This is a genomic window from Anaerofustis sp. NSJ-163 (genome assembly GCF_024135845.1).
In the GTDB taxonomy this organism is placed as follows: domain Bacteria; phylum Bacillota; class Clostridia; order Eubacteriales; family Anaerofustaceae; genus Anaerofustis; species Anaerofustis butyriciformans.
In genome coordinates, this window is record NZ_JAMYJV010000002.1 from 18,655 (window position 1) to 35,258 (window position 16,604).

General features: G+C 30.0%; 17 protein-coding genes. 1 reads left to right on the plus strand and 16 read right to left on the minus strand.

Annotated elements, in window-relative coordinates; translation table 11 throughout:
- The first annotated feature begins 95 nt into the window (after positions 1-95).
- Complete coding sequence (locus tag M6G78_RS02330) at positions 96-266, plus strand: hypothetical protein (RefSeq protein WP_171020603.1); 171 nt, start codon at positions 96-98, stop codon at positions 264-266.
- Between the two features lie 51 nt (positions 267-317).
- On the opposite strand, the gene rpmB is transcribed toward M6G78_RS02330, so the two are convergent.
- From rpmB to M6G78_RS02410, 16 genes are all read right to left on the minus strand, one after another.
- Entirely contained in the window at positions 318-506 is a 189-nt protein-coding gene (rpmB, locus tag M6G78_RS02335) for a 50S ribosomal protein L28 (RefSeq protein ID WP_138268876.1), read from the minus strand.
- A 135-nt stretch (positions 507-641) separates the two neighbouring features.
- Positions 642-1,274, minus strand: coding sequence for a thiamine diphosphokinase (locus tag M6G78_RS02340; RefSeq protein ID WP_138268875.1), 633 nt, complete (start codon positions 1,272-1,274; stop codon positions 642-644).
- Positions 1,274-2,152 carry a ribosome small subunit-dependent GTPase A gene (gene rsgA, locus M6G78_RS02345; protein ID WP_138268874.1) on the minus strand — a complete coding sequence of 293 codons (879 nt, stop codon included), beginning with the start codon at positions 2,150-2,152 and terminating at the stop codon, positions 1,274-1,276. Before rsgA ends, M6G78_RS02340 begins: the two co-directional genes overlap by 1 nt.
- Before the next feature lies 1 nt (position 2,153).
- On the minus strand, positions 2,154-4,121 hold the full coding sequence (gene pknB, locus M6G78_RS02350; protein ID WP_138268873.1) for a Stk1 family PASTA domain-containing Ser/Thr kinase: 1,968 nt from the start codon (positions 4,119-4,121) through the stop codon (positions 2,154-2,156).
- Complete coding sequence (locus tag M6G78_RS02355; protein WP_138268872.1) at positions 4,121-4,852, minus strand: Stp1/IreP family PP2C-type Ser/Thr phosphatase; 732 nt, start codon at positions 4,850-4,852, stop codon at positions 4,121-4,123. Before M6G78_RS02355 ends, pknB begins: the two co-directional genes overlap by 1 nt.
- A gap of 2 nt (positions 4,853-4,854) precedes the next feature.
- Positions 4,855-5,883, minus strand: coding sequence for a 23S rRNA (adenine(2503)-C(2))-methyltransferase RlmN (gene rlmN, locus M6G78_RS02360; RefSeq protein WP_171020602.1), 1,029 nt, complete (start codon positions 5,881-5,883; stop codon positions 4,855-4,857).
- 10 nt (positions 5,884-5,893) lie between these two features.
- Positions 5,894-7,246 (minus strand): 16S rRNA (cytosine(967)-C(5))-methyltransferase RsmB, encoded by a 1,353-nt coding sequence (gene rsmB / locus M6G78_RS02365; RefSeq protein WP_138268870.1) that lies wholly within the window; start codon positions 7,244-7,246, stop codon positions 5,894-5,896.
- Between the two features lie 24 nt (positions 7,247-7,270).
- Complete coding sequence (locus tag M6G78_RS02370) at positions 7,271-7,963, minus strand: zinc metallopeptidase (RefSeq protein WP_138268869.1); 693 nt, start codon at positions 7,961-7,963, stop codon at positions 7,271-7,273.
- Positions 7,964-7,983: 20 nt separating this feature from the next.
- Positions 7,984-8,922: a methionyl-tRNA formyltransferase gene (fmt, locus tag M6G78_RS02375; RefSeq protein ID WP_138268868.1), complete on the minus strand. Its 939-nt coding sequence runs from the start codon at positions 8,920-8,922 to the stop codon at positions 7,984-7,986.
- Positions 8,922-9,431: a peptide deformylase gene (gene def / locus M6G78_RS02380; RefSeq protein WP_253229515.1), complete on the minus strand. Its 510-nt coding sequence runs from the start codon at positions 9,429-9,431 to the stop codon at positions 8,922-8,924. The genes fmt and def overlap by 1 nt, the downstream gene beginning before the upstream one ends.
- A 9-nt stretch (positions 9,432-9,440) precedes the next feature.
- Positions 9,441-11,870: a primosomal protein N' gene (gene priA, locus M6G78_RS02385; protein ID WP_253229516.1), complete on the minus strand. Its 2,430-nt coding sequence runs from the start codon at positions 11,868-11,870 to the stop codon at positions 9,441-9,443.
- Between the two features lie 18 nt (positions 11,871-11,888).
- Positions 11,889-12,158 (minus strand): DNA-directed RNA polymerase subunit omega, encoded by a 270-nt coding sequence (rpoZ, locus tag M6G78_RS02390; RefSeq protein WP_243112222.1) that lies wholly within the window; start codon positions 12,156-12,158, stop codon positions 11,889-11,891.
- A gap of 69 nt (positions 12,159-12,227) precedes the next feature.
- Positions 12,228-13,373, minus strand: coding sequence for an AI-2E family transporter (locus M6G78_RS02395; RefSeq protein WP_253229517.1), 1,146 nt, complete (start codon positions 13,371-13,373; stop codon positions 12,228-12,230).
- A 187-nt stretch (positions 13,374-13,560) separates the two neighbouring features.
- Positions 13,561-14,733: an iron-containing alcohol dehydrogenase gene (locus M6G78_RS02400; protein WP_253229518.1), complete on the minus strand. Its 1,173-nt coding sequence runs from the start codon at positions 14,731-14,733 to the stop codon at positions 13,561-13,563.
- A gap of 12 nt (positions 14,734-14,745) precedes the next feature.
- Positions 14,746-15,393 (minus strand): class II aldolase/adducin family protein, encoded by a 648-nt coding sequence (locus M6G78_RS02405; protein ID WP_207734411.1) that lies wholly within the window; start codon positions 15,391-15,393, stop codon positions 14,746-14,748.
- A 12-nt stretch (positions 15,394-15,405) separates the two neighbouring features.
- Positions 15,406-16,440, minus strand: coding sequence for a zinc-binding dehydrogenase (locus tag M6G78_RS02410; RefSeq protein ID WP_138268863.1), 1,035 nt, complete (start codon positions 16,438-16,440; stop codon positions 15,406-15,408).
- Positions 16,441-16,604: the final 164 nt, after the last annotated feature.

The window sequence follows — 16,604 nt, forward strand, 5'->3', positions numbered from 1 at the left end:
AATATAAGCCCTTACACCAGGGCTTTTTTTATTTAATTATTCACATATTTTTAAATCCTTTAATACTATATAGTATAAACAAAGGAGGAGTAAAAATGAATTGCCACAACGACAGATTAATTATCGATTGTCTTCTTGCCTGTATCATATTTATTTTACTTATTTTAGTTTTCCCTAAATGGATTTGGTATGCATTAATAATTGCAGGTGTAATTTATTGTTTTTTCCATATGTTCAAAGATAATTTTCATAATATAGGAAGGTAATAAAAAAAGATAGTTAAAAACTATCTTTATTTATCGTATATTAAATTAAACTTACGCTCTTTCTACTTTACCTGAACGTAAACATCTTGTACAAACTTGTACATTTTTTGTTGTATTATCTTCTACGATTCTTACTTTTTTTAAGTTAGGTTTCCAAGTTCTTTTTGTATGAATGTTTGAGTGACTTACTTGGTTACCGCTTGTAATCTTTTTACCGCATACATAACATTCTTTAGGCATAATATATTCCTCCTATATCTAAAACATAATTTCTTACTTATTCACAGTACATAGTATTATAACAAAGATTTTAACTAAATGCAAACCTATTTGTATATTTTTTAAACATTTTTATATATTTTTTTATTTTTTCCCTTATTTATCCCTTGCAATAATACTAAGAAGCTCTCCTTCTTCAAATATAACTTCTGCATTATTACTTGTTACTTTATTGCTTACTCCTAAAGGATCATATTTTTTCATAAGATATTTATCTAAAGGATAATAAAATCCATTTAAAGTTAAAGTAACAGGTTTGTCAAATGCAAAAAATGATGCTGTACTTCCAACCATTTCTTTTATACTAAAACTTTTATTATGTAAACTAATCTTATTTTGTTCGTTTATTAAAGTACATTTTATATTTTTATCAAGGGCTCTTTTTAATAATAAGACATTAGCATATGTATGATCAAATCTAGAACCAACCGATGCATATATTTTAATTTCTTTTGCTCCATTATCCATAGCATAATCAAGAGCAACAGCCGTATCGGTATCATCTTTTTCAACAGGTAGTTTTAAAATTTTATCTTTATATTTTTCTTTTAAATTAATATCTATGCTGTCGAGATCCCCTATTAAGACATCTGCTTTTATTCCTATTTTACTAAGATGATTTGCACCTTTATCTATTGCAACTATATAATCAGGTGCAAACTTATCTATTTCATTTTTCAAAAAATTATAATCGCTGACTTCTCCGCCGCTGACCATTAAAAATTTCATTAATATTTATTTTCCTTTGATTTAATTTCTTCAAAAATTTGTTTATATGTATTATATCTTGTAATATTGATTTTTCCATCTTTAACTGCATCCTTAACGCCACACACAGGTTCGTTTATATGAACACAATTAGGAAATTTACAATCTATATATTCAATAAACTCATTATAATAATGATATAAATCTTCCTTTTTTACATCAAAAACTTCAAGAGATGAAAATCCGGGAGTATCCGCAACAAATGTATTTTCATTTTCCATGAAAAGTTCACTATGTCTTGTTGTATGTCTCCCTCTTTTTATTTTCCTGCTGACATGTGATGTTTCAAGTTTATAATTATCATATAAGGAATTAATCATAGAAGATTTACCTGCTCCCGATACTCCCATAAAAACAGTAGTTTTATTTTTAAGTATCGGTTTAATTTCCTCTATGCCTTCCTTTGTAATATTACTTGTAAATATTAAATTAAAACCTGAATTTTTATATATATTTTTTATTTCTTCTATTTCTTCTTTTGTACAAAGATCACATTTATTAAAACAAATATATATTTCAACATTTTCGTTATAAGCATTAATAAGCATTTTATCCAATAAAAAAAAACTTATGTCAGGCTGCTTTAATGCACACACAATAACAATATTATCTACATTTGAAATACTTGGTCTAATAAGTTCGTTTCTTCTTTTTTCTATTTTTTCAATGCTTCCGTCCTCGGTATTCATGGCAGAAAATAAAACTTCATCTCCAACAACCGGAGTTATTTTTTGTTTTCTAAATACCCCTCTGGCTTTAAGTGTATATTCCTTATTATCGTTATAAGAGTAGACAGTATAAAAACTGCCTACTCCTTTTAAAATTTTTCCTTTTAGCATATTAGAAAGTAACTATTCCTCCATTACCTTTTTCGCTTCCGTTAATATATACTTTAAAATATCCAACTCCATATCCTTTAAAAGTTACCCTTATAATATCAGTATCTTTTACTGTTCCGCTGTAAGCTGTTGATGTATTTCCATCTGGATCTACATAAACAATATCAACCTTAACTTTTTTACCTGTACTATTACAGAATTCACCGATATCTATTGCCATTGTTTTAGTTTGAATTAAACCTTTACTTACAACAAGATCAACACTTGAACCTTTTGTTACTTCTTCATATTGACTTGGTGAAGAACTGATTACTACATCTTTTCCATATTTTTCACTTGTATCATATTCTATATCCCCAACAACTAAACCAAGAGATGTGATTTTACTTTTAGCTTCACTTAAAGATAAACCACTTAAATCTTCCATTGTAACTTTACTTACACCTTTACTAACATAAATAGTAACGGTTTCGCCTTGCTTTATGCTTTCTTTTGCAGCTGGTTCTTGTTTATAAACTTCACCTTTTTCAACATCATCATTATATTTACTTACAACTTTGACTTCAAGTTCAAGGGCCGTAATGGCAGCTTCGGCTTCTTCTTGCTGCATACCTACAACATTAGGAATTTCAACATCTTTTGGTCCACTTGAAACTACAATAGTAACTTTTTGATAAGATTTTATTACAGTATTTGCGGTAGGAGACTGAGAAATAACCATACCTGCTTCAACTTCCGTAGAACTTTGCATCTTTGGAGTATCTACTTTTAACCCTGCCTTTTCAAGAGTTGCAATAGCTTCAGCCTGTGTCATATTTACAACACTCGGAACTGTAATTTCCTTTGCAAAAATTCTTGTTCCTGCAAATACTATACCAGCAATAAGCATAACAGCTAAAACTCCTGTAAGAATTTTCATTTTTAAAGGAAGTTTTTTAAACCAATTTGCTTTTCCTTCTTTATCCTTTTTCTTTTTCTTATCTTTTTTATCTTTTTCTACTTCATCTTCTCTTAATTTATCATAGTCATCAGTATTTTCAAGAGGAACCCTTTTAGGAACTTGCTCTATTTCTTCATCTCTGATAATAGGAATTCTCTCTGTAGGTGATGTATCATCCATTCCTATTCTGTTTATATGAGCATTAAAATCACTTCTTACTTTTTTCAAATCTTCTATTAAACTTGCAGCATCTTGATATCTGTCATTTGGAGATTTGGCAGTAAGATTTTGAATAATAACTTCAAGACCTTTTGGAGCTTCGGGATCTATATCTCTAAGAGGTACTATATCTTCTTGTATTTGCATTAAAGCAACAGCAACAGGAGAATCAGAATCGAAAGGCAATTTACCTGTTACCATTTCATATAATAAAATTCCAAGAGAATACAAATCTGATCTTGCATCAAGATATCCTCCCCTTGCCTGTTCAGGAGAAAGATAATGAACACTTCCCATTGTTTCATCTACCATTGTCATTGTTGATGATGTTATGGCACGTGCTATACCAAAATCAGCAACTTTTGGAAGTCTTTTTGCTCTGGTTAGTAATATATTTTGAGGTTTTACATCTCTGTGAATAATGTTATTTTTATGTGCCTGACTAAGTGCAGATGCAATAGCCAATGCATAATTGATACTTTCTCTATAGCTAAGTTTTCCTTTTGCGTTAATATAATCTTTTAAAGTTCCGCCATCAACATATTCCATAACAATATAATAAATATTGTTATCAATACCCGTATCGTAAATATTTACGATATGAGGATGAGATAATTTTCCTGCAGCTTGGGCTTCTCTTTTAAATTTATTAAGGAATTGTTCATTATCCGTAAACTCCTCTTGAAGAACCTTTATGGCTACATCTCTGTTTAAAACTTTATCAAAACCTAAGTAAACCTTAGCCATTCCCCCTTGTCCGACAAATTGAACTATTTCATATCTGTCGTTTAAAACTCTTCCTATCATCATTATTCTAATCCTCCGTCAAACAATACTACAGTTATATTGTCACTTCCGCCGTTTTCATTTGCTTTATCCACAAGTAAATGTTTTGCTGTATCCAAATCATTACTATTTACTATTTCTTTTATTTCTTCATTTTCAACATGTTCGCTTAGACCATCGGAACAAATAAGAATAATATCACCTTTTTTTAACTTTTCAACATAAGTATCAATAAAGAACTCTTCTTGTGTACCAAGAGCATTTGTAATTATGTTCCTGTTTGGATGATGCTCTGCTTCTTCTTTTGTAATTTCTCCGCTTGCAACCATATGTGAAACCAAAGAATGATCAACCGTAATTTGTTTTATTTCATCTTTATTTATTTTATAGCATCTTGAATCGCCAATATGAACTATAAAACATTCTCCCTCATGATATATACACAAAGTAAGAGTAGTCCCCATACCTGCTGCTTCTTTGTTTTCATTAGCAAAATCCAAGATTCTTTTATTTGCATATTCAATAATGCCTTTTACTTCCTTTTTCATTTCTTCATAAAATTTATTAGAAATATTAAAATACTCTCTTAAAATATCCATACAAAGAGCACTTGCAAGTTCTCCGGCATTATGTCCTCCAAGACCATCAGCAACGCCAAATGCAATAATTTCTTTTTCTTTATTTTCAAGCATTAAAAAACTGTCTTGATTAATTTCTCTAAGCATACCAACATCACTGGTTCCAACTAATTTCATCTTTATACCTCTTTATTTAAATATCTGCTTCTAAGCTGTCCACAAGCAGCATTTATACTGCTTCCTAGTCTTCTTCTAAGCGTAACGTTTATTCCCTTTTTTCTAAGTTTATTTACAAATATATGAATATATTTGTCATTTACCGTTTCTTTGGAATTATCATTTACCCCTATTACATTTATAAGTCCATCAGTATCTTTAAATAATTCATAAAGTCTATTGATACACTCTATTGTATCATTTTTTCCCTCTATTAAGCAATATTCATATGTTATTCTTCTTCCGGTTTTAAATCTATAATAAAAAGTTGCCTGTAAAACATCATCGATATTATTTGCTTTTTCCACAGGCATCATACTTTCTCTCATTTCATGAAAAGGAGCATGAAGAGATAAAGCAAGATTAATATCTAATCCGCTATCTGCCAAAAGATAAATCTTATCTTTTAAACCACAAGTAGATAAAGTAATACTTCTTTTTGACATATTTAGTGTATCTTTATCCATTACAAGTTTTAAAAAACCAATAACCTCATCATAATTATCGAGAGGTTCTCCGCTTCCCATCAAAACAATATTTGATACCTTTATATCTTCAATCTCGTTTACAAGATAAATTTCATTTAAAATCTCACCTTTTGTAAGATTCCTAAGTAATCCGCATTTACCTGACTCACAAAAAACACATCCCATCCTGCAACCTGCCTGAGTAGAAACACAAAGAGTCGAGCCTGCCTCATAAGTTAAAAGTACACTTTCAATTAAAATATCATCTTCGGTTTTTAATAAAAATTTTGTTGTATTACTTCCCTTTTCAACAAATTTCTTTTCAAGTTGTAAATGAGAAATATAATATTTACTTTTTAACTTATCTCTTAAACTTAAGGATAAATTTGTCATTTCATCGATATTTTTCACATAAGAAGAATAAAGCCATTTAAAAATTTGCTTTGCTCTAAATTTAGGTTCCTTAAATTCATCTATGACTATTTTTTCCAAATCTTCTAACGTTAGTCCAAATAAATTCTTCATCATATCCCCATTAAATTCTTTTTATTTTTGAAATAAAGAAACTATCTGTATTATTTTTATCTCCTTGTACGTTTAATATTCCTTTTTTTGCCATTTCTTTATCATATTCAAATTCAAAAGGCAGATTTATGGAATCTAAAACCAAGTTTTCATTTTCAGATAAAACTTTGTTTAATATATCTTCATTTTCTTCTTTATTTATAGTACAAGTCGAATAAACCAAAATTCCGTCTTTTTTTAAATATTTTACCGCATTTGATAAAATTGAATATTGTATATTTTTTAATTCATCTATTTTTTCATTTGAATAATATTTTAGAATTTCCGGCTTTCTTCTAATTACTCCAAGCCCAGAACAAGGCACGTCACAAATTATTCTATCAAAGCTATCAACATACTCTTCACAGAAATTTGTTCCGTCTTGTTTTCTTACTTTTATTATATCTATACCAAGCTGTTTTGCTCTAAAATCCATTATTTCAAGTTTCTTTTTATATATGTCACAAGATATAATACTTCCTTTATTGTTCATTTTTTCTGCTGTATGCATACTTTTACCGCCAGGAGCAGAACACATATCAAGAACACTCATACCTTCTTTTGCATCTAATGCATATGAAACAAGCATTCCTGCACTATCTTGAATAGAAAAAAGTCCTTTTCTATACTCTTCTGTTAACGTAACATTAAGAGAAGATGTAATTTCAACCCCTTCAGGAACAAAAGTTTTTCTTGTTTCAAAACCTTTTATATTAAATCTTTCAATAAGTTCATCTCTTGTTGTTTTTAAATTATTTACTCTAAGAGATAGACTTGGAGGTAACATAGAAAATTTTGCATACGAAAGAAGTTCTTCTTTACTATATGACAATAAGAGCTTCTCAACCAAAGCTCTTTTAAATCCATATTCATAATTCATTATATCATAATAATCACTAAAAGTTATTTCTTTTAATTCATATTTTTTTCTTAAAGCATTTCTTAAAATCCCGTTTACAAAGCCGGAAGCTTTTTTACCTACGAACATTTTAACTAAATTAACACTATCATTTACAAGGGCATATTCTGGAATTTTATCAAGGTATACTATTTGATATAAACCTATATAAATACTTATCTTAACTCTTTCATCAAGTTCATTTACGGGCATTTTTGAAAACTTTGACAAAATATATTCAAGTTTATTAAATTTTTTTATTACACCATGAACTATATTTGTGCAAAGTCTTCTGTCAGCTTCAATATTTATTGCTCTTAAATGTTTTGTTAGAGAAATATTGCTAAATGCACCGGTTAAAAATACTTCATTTAATACTTTATACGCACTCACTCTTGAAGGTGAGATTTTAATGTTCTTCGCCATAAATTTATTTCCTTTATTTTATTTTTATCTGTTGTCACCAAAAATTAAAACTAATCTAAGAAGTTGTAAAACTGCAGATAAAGCAGCAGCAACATAAGTAAGAGCAGCAGCACTTAAAACTTTTTTTGCAGCCTTAGCTTCTCCACCAAATACCATTCCGGTTTGAGATAATATTTTTACAGCTCTGTTACTTGCATCAAATTCAACCGGTAATGTAATTAGTTGGAATACAACAGTTGCTGCAAATAAAACTATACCCAATGGAACAAGGAATGAGAATGAACTAAGCACTATTCCAAGTAAAATAAATACCCATGAAGCATATGAAGCTATATTAACAACAGGGAATATAGCATTTCTCATGCTTAAAGGCGCATACTCTTGTTGATGTTGAATTGCATGACCACATTCGTGAGCAGCAACACTTATTGCCGATATTGTAGCCACATCATAAACACTTTCAGACAGTCTTAAAACCTTCTTACCAGGATCATAATGGTCAGTTAAATTTCCTGAAACTCTTTCAATTGGAATATAACTTAAACCATTCATATCAAGGATTCTTCTTGCACAGTCATATCCTGTAAGCCCACTGCTATTACGAACTTTTGAATACTTGCTAAAAGTTGAATTTACTTTTATACTTGCATAAAGTGAAAGAATAATAGCAGGAATTAAAATTATAAAATATCCTCCATAATAATAACTAAAAAACATATATTTATCTCCTTTTTATTTTATTCAAAAATTTTGCCTATGATATCCCTGTTGCCGTTATAAAAGCTTGCCGCGTCCATTTTCTTTTTACCTTGCATTTTAAGCTCTTTTATACCGACAATACCATCTTTGGCAGCAACCAAAATCGCTTTATCTTTTTTACTATATGAAAGAATTGTACCACATTTTTCGTTTATTTCCTCTTTTTTAATGATACTTTCATATATTTTAATGTTTTTCTCATCTAAGTTTACATATGAAAGAGGGAAAGGATTCAATCCTCTTATCATATTATATATATCTTCTACATTATTATCAAAATTTATGTGACAATCTTCTTTTAAAATTTTATTTGCATAACTAGATTTACTGTCATCTTGTTTTTCAGGATTAATTTCGCCTTTTTCTATTTTATCTAAAGCTTCAACTATAAGTTCACTTCCGAGCAAAGCAACTTTATCATGTAAAATTCCTACATTCATTTTATTATCAATTTCTATTTCACCTTTTAAAAGCATATCTCCTGTATCAAGACCTTCATCCATTTGCATAATTGTAACACCTGTTACTTTATCCCCTTGCATAATTGCTCTATGGAGAGGAGCAGCTCCTCTCAAATGAGGAAGCAATGATGCATGAATATTTATTGCTCCATATTTTGCTAGTGTAAGTATATTTTTCTTTACAATTTGTCCATAAGCACAAACAACAATAACATCAGGATTAAATGATTTTATATATTCATAATTTTCTTCATCACTTACTCTTTGAGGTTGAAATACTTCTATATTGTTATCAATAGCACATTGTTTAACAGGAGAAAATATAACCTTGTTTCCTCTTCTTGAATTTTTCTTATCAGGCTGTGTAACTGTAAGTAAAACTTCATGATTACTTTCAATAAGTTTTTCCAAAGGTTTAACAGCAACCTCTGGAGTTCCCATATATACTACTCTCATTATTCTTCGTCCTCTTGCTCAATTTTTCTTTGTCTTATAATTTCTTTCATTTGTTCTTCACTTGGTTCAACAAGATGATCTGTATATAATATTCCATCTAAATGCTCAAGTTCATGACAAATTGCTTTAGAGAAAAATCTTTCTTTGCTTTCAATAATTTGTTCTTCTCCCTCTCTATCTAAAGCTTTAACGGTAACTTCTTCTGGTCTAAATACAAAACCTTGTTCTCCCGGAACACTTAGACATCCTTCAACTTCAAGGTATTCTTTTTCACTTTTATCTATAATTTCAGGATTTATAAGTATAACAGGACCGTCTCCAATATCTATAACTACAACTCTTCTAAGAACTCCCACCTGAACAGCAGCAAGACCAACACCTTCTGCATCATACATTGTTTCAAGCATATCATCTATAAGTTCAAGAGTTCTTGGAGTAATTTTTTTTACTTCTTTACTTTTCTTTCTTAAAATTTCATCTTCTTTTGTTCTTATTGTTCTAAGTGCCATATATTCCTCCTATAATAAAGTAACAGGATTTATCTCAGCAAATATTGTTGAAGATATTTCCTTATTTACTTCACTAAAAATTTTTCTAATATCTTTTTTTATTTCATCATCTACATTATACCTTAAAAGTATATGCATAATATATTTATTTTTTAATTTATGTATAAAAGCTTCCATAGGCTGATAAAGCTTTACGTCTTCTCTTTGTTTTTCTTTTAAAAGTTCTTTTATTTTATTATATACGAAATTTATATCTTCATTACTTTTTGCTTCCGACTCATTTGCAATAAATATTCCCAGAATTTCAGAAAAAGGAGGGTAATTCATCTTTTTCCTATAATCAATATCATATGCATAGAATTTTTTATAATCGTGCATTGAAGAATAAACAAGTGTTTTATTCTTAGGAGAATAAGTCTGCATTACTACACTTCCCTCTTTACTTGCTCTTCCTGCTCTTCCTGAGGCTTGAGTACAAAGCTGAAATGTCCTTTGAGGTGAATTTATATCAGGAAAATTAAGTGCAGTATCAGCAAGAAGTATACCAACCAAAGTAACATTTGCAAAATCATGCCCTTTAACAACCATTTGCGTTCCTATCAATATATCCGCTTTATTATTTCTAAAATCAGAAAGTATTTTTTCCATGCTTCCTGCTTTTCTTGTCGTATCAAAATCCATTCTTAAAATTTTTGCATCCGGAAACATATTTCTTACATGAGACTCTATTTTTTGTGTTCCTGTCCCCGCTCTTTTTATTTTATCACTTCCACATTCAGGGCAAATATTTGGAGAACTTTTTTCATATCCACAATAATGACATTTTAAAGAATTTGTATTTGCATGATAGGTAAGTGACACATCACAGTTTGGACACTGTTCTATGTACCCGCATTTTCTACAAAATACATATGTAGAAAATCCACGTCTATTCATAAAAAGAATACTTTGTTCTCCTTTTTTCAATCTTAATTCTATTTCTTTTTTTAATAAACGGCTGATTGGAGATCTATTTCCGTTTCTCATTTCATCAGTCATATCTACAATATGAACTTTAGGAAAATCTTTTCCGTTAGCTCTTTTCTTCATCTCAAGAAGTCTATATTCTCCTCTAAAAGCCTTATAGTAACTTTCTATGCTTGGAGTAGCACTTCCAAGAACAAGTTTTGCACCTGTTTTATCAGAAATAAAATTTGCAAGATCTATTGTATCGTATCTTGGAGTTTGAGAGGACTTATAAGTATTTTCATGTTCTTCATCGATAACCATAAGTCCAAGATCTTTAAAAGGCATAAACAACGCACTCCTTGCCCCTAAAACAATTTTTGCTTTCCCGCTTCGTACCCTGTCCCACTCTTTAATTCTTTTTGACATGGAAAGTTTTGAATGCATAATTGCAACTTCACCATTAAATCTATAATATATATTTCTCATCATTTGAGGAGTAAGAGCAATTTCAGGAACAAGAAATAAACACTGTTTCCCTTTATTTATCTGATCTTTAAACATTTTTATATATACTTCAGTCTTACCGCTTCCAGTAACTCCATGAAGAAGAAATTTATTTGTATTTTTTTCATTAAAATATGAATCTAATACTCCTTGTTGTTCTTCATTTAAAATAACATCTTTATGTTCTTCTTTTAGACTTAAATCAAATTCATCATCTTTATCTATAAAATAAGTCCTAACTAATTCCATTTCAGATAATTTTGTTATAATGTTTCTGTTTGCACCTGTAAGCTTAGTTAACTTCTCATAATAAAGCTCTCCTTTTTCAAGAGCTTTTATTACACTAATTTGCTTTATGGCGTTTGCTCTTATTTTTTTCAAATAATCTTCAATATTTTCATATTTTCCGCTTAAAGAAACAACTTCTTGTCTCTTTTCTTCTTGAATATAATATGATACTTGTTTTGAAATAATATCCTTTTTAACCAAATATGATATTTCTTCTTTTAATTCACTTTTGGATAAATTAAGTTTTGACTTTAAATAATCGAAACTTGCAAGGGAGTTTCTCTTTTTTATTAGCTCTATAATTAACCCATATTTTTTATCTATTTGTTTATCATTTTCAATTAAGGAATAAGTTTCTTTTCTTTTAACTTGTTCCAAAGACGGAAGAACACATCTTAATGCATCAATATAGGTACAAAAATAATTGTCCCTCATATATTTAATCAAATCAATTAAATACTGATGAACAATTACTTCTTCATCCAAAACTTCTACTATGTCTTTTATTTTGTCTTCTTCATATTCACTATTTTCATTTATACCTATAACCAAAGCAGGAATTAAATTCTTACCTCTACCAAAATAGACAAGAACCCTCTTGCCTATTTCAATATCTTTTATTAAATTATCTGGTATTTTATAATCGTATATTTTATCTCCTACCACACCTAAGGTATCAATCAAAACATTTGCTATCATAAGTTATTCCTGTATTAATTATAAAGAATTGTTTAACATTTCGTTTAAATCAACACTCTTGTGTACTCTATATTTTCTGTCTCCTTCTTCAATTAAGTAGTATCCAATCTTATCTTCATATACTTCTTCAACTGCTGTTGTAATAAGATTTACAAAATGTTCGTCAACAAGTTGTTCGTCTCCTTCATAAAGTTCTCTTGCTCTTTTTGCAACAAGCATTGCAAGAACATATTTATTATCTACTTTATCTAAAAGTTCATTTATAGGGGGATTTATCATTGTAAACATATCATGCATCTCCTTTATCTTTTCTAAAATACTATTTTATATCTTTTAGCCTGTATTTGTCAAGGTTTACTATACTTTTGTAATATTCTTTTTCTTTAAATTTTTATACGCCTTTTCTTTAACCAATGTATATATTACAGCAAATGTAGGAACCCCTAAAATCATTCCAACAAGCCCAAACAAACCTCCACCTACAATAATTGAAAAAGTCACAAATAACGCTCCAAGCCCAACAGAACTTCCTACAACATTAGGATATATAATATTTGCATCGACTTGTTGTAGTATAACAACAAATATTATAAATATAATCGCATACATAGGTTTTACCATAAACAAAATAAACACACTTGGAATCGAACCTATCCAAGGTCCAAAATATGGAATTATATTGGTAAACCCAACTATAGTACCGATTAATAAAGCATAAGGAACCTTTAATACAGCAAGTCCTATTGAGCATAAAACTCCAATTATTATTGCATCAATAATTTGTCCGCCTATAAAATCGGAAAAAGTTTTAGATGTAAGTTCTGTAACACGTAATACCCTATTTGCATTTTTTTCATTTAAAAAGGCTCTTACAATAACTCTATATTGATATTTCAAATGATCTTTATCAAATAATAAATATATAGATACTATAACAGCAATAACAATATTTATAACGTTAGATGCAAAATTTGAAATAAAAGAAACAATTGCAGGTACCGCATTAGAAAGAACAGTTTTCATAGTTGAAGCAATCGAAGTACTTGTTTTCTCAATAGTCTTTAGCATCGTTTCATTTATTATTACTTTATCTACCATATTATCAATAGTATCAAATAACTCTTTTGAATATTGAGGTATATAAGTTATTAGTCCAGAAATACTTTTTACAAGCTGTGGAAGAACAAAAGAAAATATTAACACTAAAAATATGATAACCAATAAATATACCAATAATATTGCAATTCCGGCTCTAAGCCCCAGTCTTTCTTTTTTCTTATTTTTATCTGCTAGTTTCCCAAGAACTTTATCCCTAAAAAACACAAAAGGTTTATTTAGTATAAATGCTAAAGCAAAACCTATTATAAAAGGCGATAAAATTCCTAAAGTTGTACTTAACACACCTAATACACTGCTAAAATTTGTTACAAAATAATAAAACAGTATTGCATAAGTTATTAACAATATAATTTTCTTACATTCGTTTTTTCCTAAATTATACATTTAAAACCTCTTTTTCTTTATTAACTAATACTAATATATATGTATTTAAAAGTCAACAAAGCTATAAATACTATTATTGCAAAATATATTTAATTTAAAACATAATATAATACATGTTTTTATTTTGAACGAATCAAAAAGACGCCTTTGGGCGTCTTAAAATTTTAAAGGAGAATATTATATTAAATTAATATAAACAATTTAATAAAACTTTTTTTACTTCATTTCGATTAAATTCATATGTTTCTTTGCTGGTCATAACTTTATCCACAATTTCATCAATCATTTCTTCTTTTACTCCAAGTTCCGATAAATTCGAAGGTAATCCCCAGGAAACAAAACACTCTTTTAAAAGCTCAATACCTTTTTTACCATACTCTTCATCTGAAATTGTTCCCTGTTCAATGTTAAAAACTCTTTTTGTAAATTGAACAAACTTTTCAGGATTTTTCTCATTTTGCATAAACAACCATGAAGGATTAATAACAGCAAGCCCCTCACCGTGCGAAGAATCAGTCATTGCTCCGACGGCATGTTGAATCCAATGAGCCGGAAATCCCTCATTATAGCGACCGCAATCCTGAAGTCCACTCATTGCCAAAGTAGATGCCCAAGCAATATTTGCTCTTGCATCTAAATCTGACAAGTTATCCAAAACATTGTCATTTTCCAAAACCGTACATACAATACCTTCTCCTATCCTGTCTGATATAGGATTGTTCGGAGCACCGTCAAAATACCCTTCAATAATATGAGATATTGTATCTGCCATACCTGCAGCAGTCAATCTTTTGGGAACCGAAGATAACAGAATAGGATCTATGATGGCTGTTTTGGGAAACAAATGCACATCATGCAAAGCCCATTTTAACCAATTTTTATTGTCTGAATCTCTATCGTTTGTAACCACACAATGCATAGAGGTTTCTGCTCCCGTTGCAGAAATTGTAGAAACCGCAATCACAGGAAGAGTATCGATTATGGTCTTTTTCAAACTAAAATAATCCCATATATCACCATCACTTTTTACCCCAAAACCTATGGCTTTTGCGGTATCAATCGTACTTCCGCCTCCTACTGCAACAATAACGTCTATTTGCTTGTCCTTTGCAATTTTTATTCCCTCTTCTATCTTAGAAAGTTTTGGATTGCTTTCAATACCCTTTAATTCAAATACTGCAATATTAGAATCTTTCATTATTTTAATTGCTTTTTTAAATACACCCATATCATCCAAAGGTCCGTTTTGCTCCACAAGCAAAGCTTTTTTACCATATATGGCAACTTCTTTTCCTAAATTTTCAAATTCATTTTTACCGAAAACGACTTTTGTAGGGGCATAATATTCAAAATTATTCATAGTATATAAATGCTATACAGCATTTCCTCCTTTTGCAATATTTCTTATATACAAAGCATCTTCTTCACTGATAAAATCATCAAATCCGACAATAGATGCCAAATATGAAATTTCTGCACATTCTTCAGTATAAATTGCACAAGTCATTGCCGAATCAATATCACATCCAGTTGCCAAAAGTCCGTGATTTTTTAAGAGAGTAACATCATTATCCATACCTATTGCGTCAACTGCTGTTTGGGCCAACCTTTCACTTCCAGGAGGAAAAAATTCGGTAGTGCAAACTATTGGATAATACATATTTGAAGGAACAGTTGCTCTAGGAAGTTGCTTGCATCTCATAGACATAACAGTTGCATATTTTGAATGTGTATGAACTACTGCATTTATATCATCTCTACGTCTTAAAACTGCAGTATGCATAGGCGTTTCACTTGAAGGTTTAAAATTTCCGTCTATCCACTTGCCATTTATATCCACAATCGCAATGTCTTCAACTTTCATTGTTTCATATGCGATATTACTCGGTGTAATTGCCACAACATTATCTTCCTTATCACGAACGGAAATATTTCCGGATGTACCGTGAATCAAACCAAGCTCATTAGACCTCAATGCTGCATTTAAAACTTGTTCTCTTATTTCTTTATATTTAATCATATTTAAAAACTCCTAATCTATTTTAATTTCATTCTTTATGACTTCTCCGTTTGCGTGGGACAATAATGCCTCCAAAGCATTATCTAGTTTAAAGCTTTTGTTTATCATTAAATCTTCAGGAAATTCTCCTCTTTTAATAAGTTCAAAAGCCATTCCTACATGTTTAGGTGTAGTATGATAAACCCCCTTAATTGTAAGCTGAGAATAATGAAGTAATTTAGTATCTACTGTTATGGTTGTACCAGGTTTGCATCCGCCAAACTCCATAACCATACCGCCTTTTCTTGCCATTAACATATTTTTCTCCCATACTTCGGGAACTCCGGTTGCTTCTATTGCAACATCAACGCCTCTTGAATAAGGAGTGAGGTCTCTTACCGCTTCGACTTGATCATCAACTTTTTTCAAATCTACAATCATATCGGCTCCGAGTTTTTTAGCGGTTTCAAGTCTTAAATCCGTAAAATCACAGGCTATAACTGTAGCTCCTTTCAACTTCGCACATTTTAACATCATTAAACCTATCGGACCACATCCGTTTACTACTACTGTATCTCCGAGTTTAATATCTGATAAATCAACACCATAAACAGCACATGAAAGAGGTTCTAACAGTGCTGCCTGCTTATGTGACATATCATCTGGAATTTTAAAAACATTTTCTTTAACAATTTCGGCAGGTATTCTTACATATTCCGCCCATGTTCCTCGTATTTGTTTTAAATCATCACACATACTATAATCTCCTACCCTGCATGAATAACAAGAATGACAAGGAGCTGTGTTATGTGCAGCTATTCTATCTCCTACCTTAAAATTTGACACCCCACTTCCTACTTCATATACAATCCCGCTTCCTTCATGCCCAAACGCCACTTTATTTCCTCCAAAAGGAATTGTAGGATGCCCTCTTCTGAATGTTTTAACATCCGTACCGCAAGTTAAGGCACTTTTTACTTTCATAATAATTTCACCGTCTCTTGCTTTTGGCATTTCCAAATCAATAATTTTCAAATCTTCAGCTTTATTAAGTACTGCTGCTTTCATAAAAATTCACCTCCGTATTATTAAATCTGCAGAAAGTATAAAACAACATAAAAGTAAAATACAAACCAAATATTTCCGTATACATACGGCAATTAACAAAAATATTTCACAATATCTTTATATAATTTTTATTAATGCACATTAATAAATTAAAAATATAAATT

Bases quoted from the DNA above. Each gene is read 5' to 3' on its own strand.
- M6G78_RS02330 (WP_171020603.1), top strand. From the start codon at position 96: ATGAATTGCCACAACGACAGATTAATTATCGATTGTCTTCTTGCCTGT.
- rpmB (WP_138268876.1), bottom strand. From the start codon at position 506: ATGCCTAAAGAATGTTATGTATGCGGTAAAAAGATTACAAGCGGTAAC.
- M6G78_RS02340 (WP_138268875.1), bottom strand. From the start codon at position 1,274: ATGAAATTTTTAATGGTCAGCGGCGGAGAAGTCAGCGATTATAATTTT.
- rsgA (WP_138268874.1), bottom strand. From the start codon at position 2,152: ATGCTAAAAGGAAAAATTTTAAAAGGAGTAGGCAGTTTTTATACTGTC.
- pknB (WP_138268873.1), bottom strand. From the start codon at position 4,121: ATGATGATAGGAAGAGTTTTAAACGACAGATATGAAATAGTTCAATTT.
- M6G78_RS02355 (WP_138268872.1), bottom strand. From the start codon at position 4,852: ATGAAATTAGTTGGAACCAGTGATGTTGGTATGCTTAGAGAAATTAAT.
- rlmN (WP_171020602.1), bottom strand. From the start codon at position 5,883: ATGAAGAATTTATTTGGACTAACGTTAGAAGATTTGGAAAAAATAGTC.
- rsmB (WP_138268870.1), bottom strand. From the start codon at position 7,246: ATGGCGAAGAACATTAAAATCTCACCTTCAAGAGTGAGTGCGTATAAA.
- M6G78_RS02370 (WP_138268869.1), bottom strand. From the start codon at position 7,963: ATGTTTTTTAGTTATTATTATGGAGGATATTTTATAATTTTAATTCCT.
- fmt (WP_138268868.1), bottom strand. From the start codon at position 8,922: ATGAGAGTAGTATATATGGGAACTCCAGAGGTTGCTGTTAAACCTTTG.
- def (WP_253229515.1), bottom strand. From the start codon at position 9,431: ATGGCACTTAGAACAATAAGAACAAAAGAAGATGAAATTTTAAGAAAG.
- priA (WP_253229516.1), bottom strand. From the start codon at position 11,870: ATGATAGCAAATGTTTTGATTGATACCTTAGGTGTGGTAGGAGATAAA.
- rpoZ (WP_243112222.1), bottom strand. From the start codon at position 12,158: ATGTTTACAATGATAAATCCCCCTATAAATGAACTTTTAGATAAAGTA.
- M6G78_RS02395 (WP_253229517.1), bottom strand. From the start codon at position 13,373: ATGTATAATTTAGGAAAAAACGAATGTAAGAAAATTATATTGTTAATA.
- M6G78_RS02400 (WP_253229518.1), bottom strand. From the start codon at position 14,733: ATGAATAATTTTGAATATTATGCCCCTACAAAAGTCGTTTTCGGTAAA.
- M6G78_RS02405 (WP_207734411.1), bottom strand. From the start codon at position 15,393: ATGATTAAATATAAAGAAATAAGAGAACAAGTTTTAAATGCAGCATTG.
- M6G78_RS02410 (WP_138268863.1), bottom strand. From the start codon at position 16,440: ATGAAAGCAGCAGTACTTAATAAAGCTGAAGATTTGAAAATTATTGAT.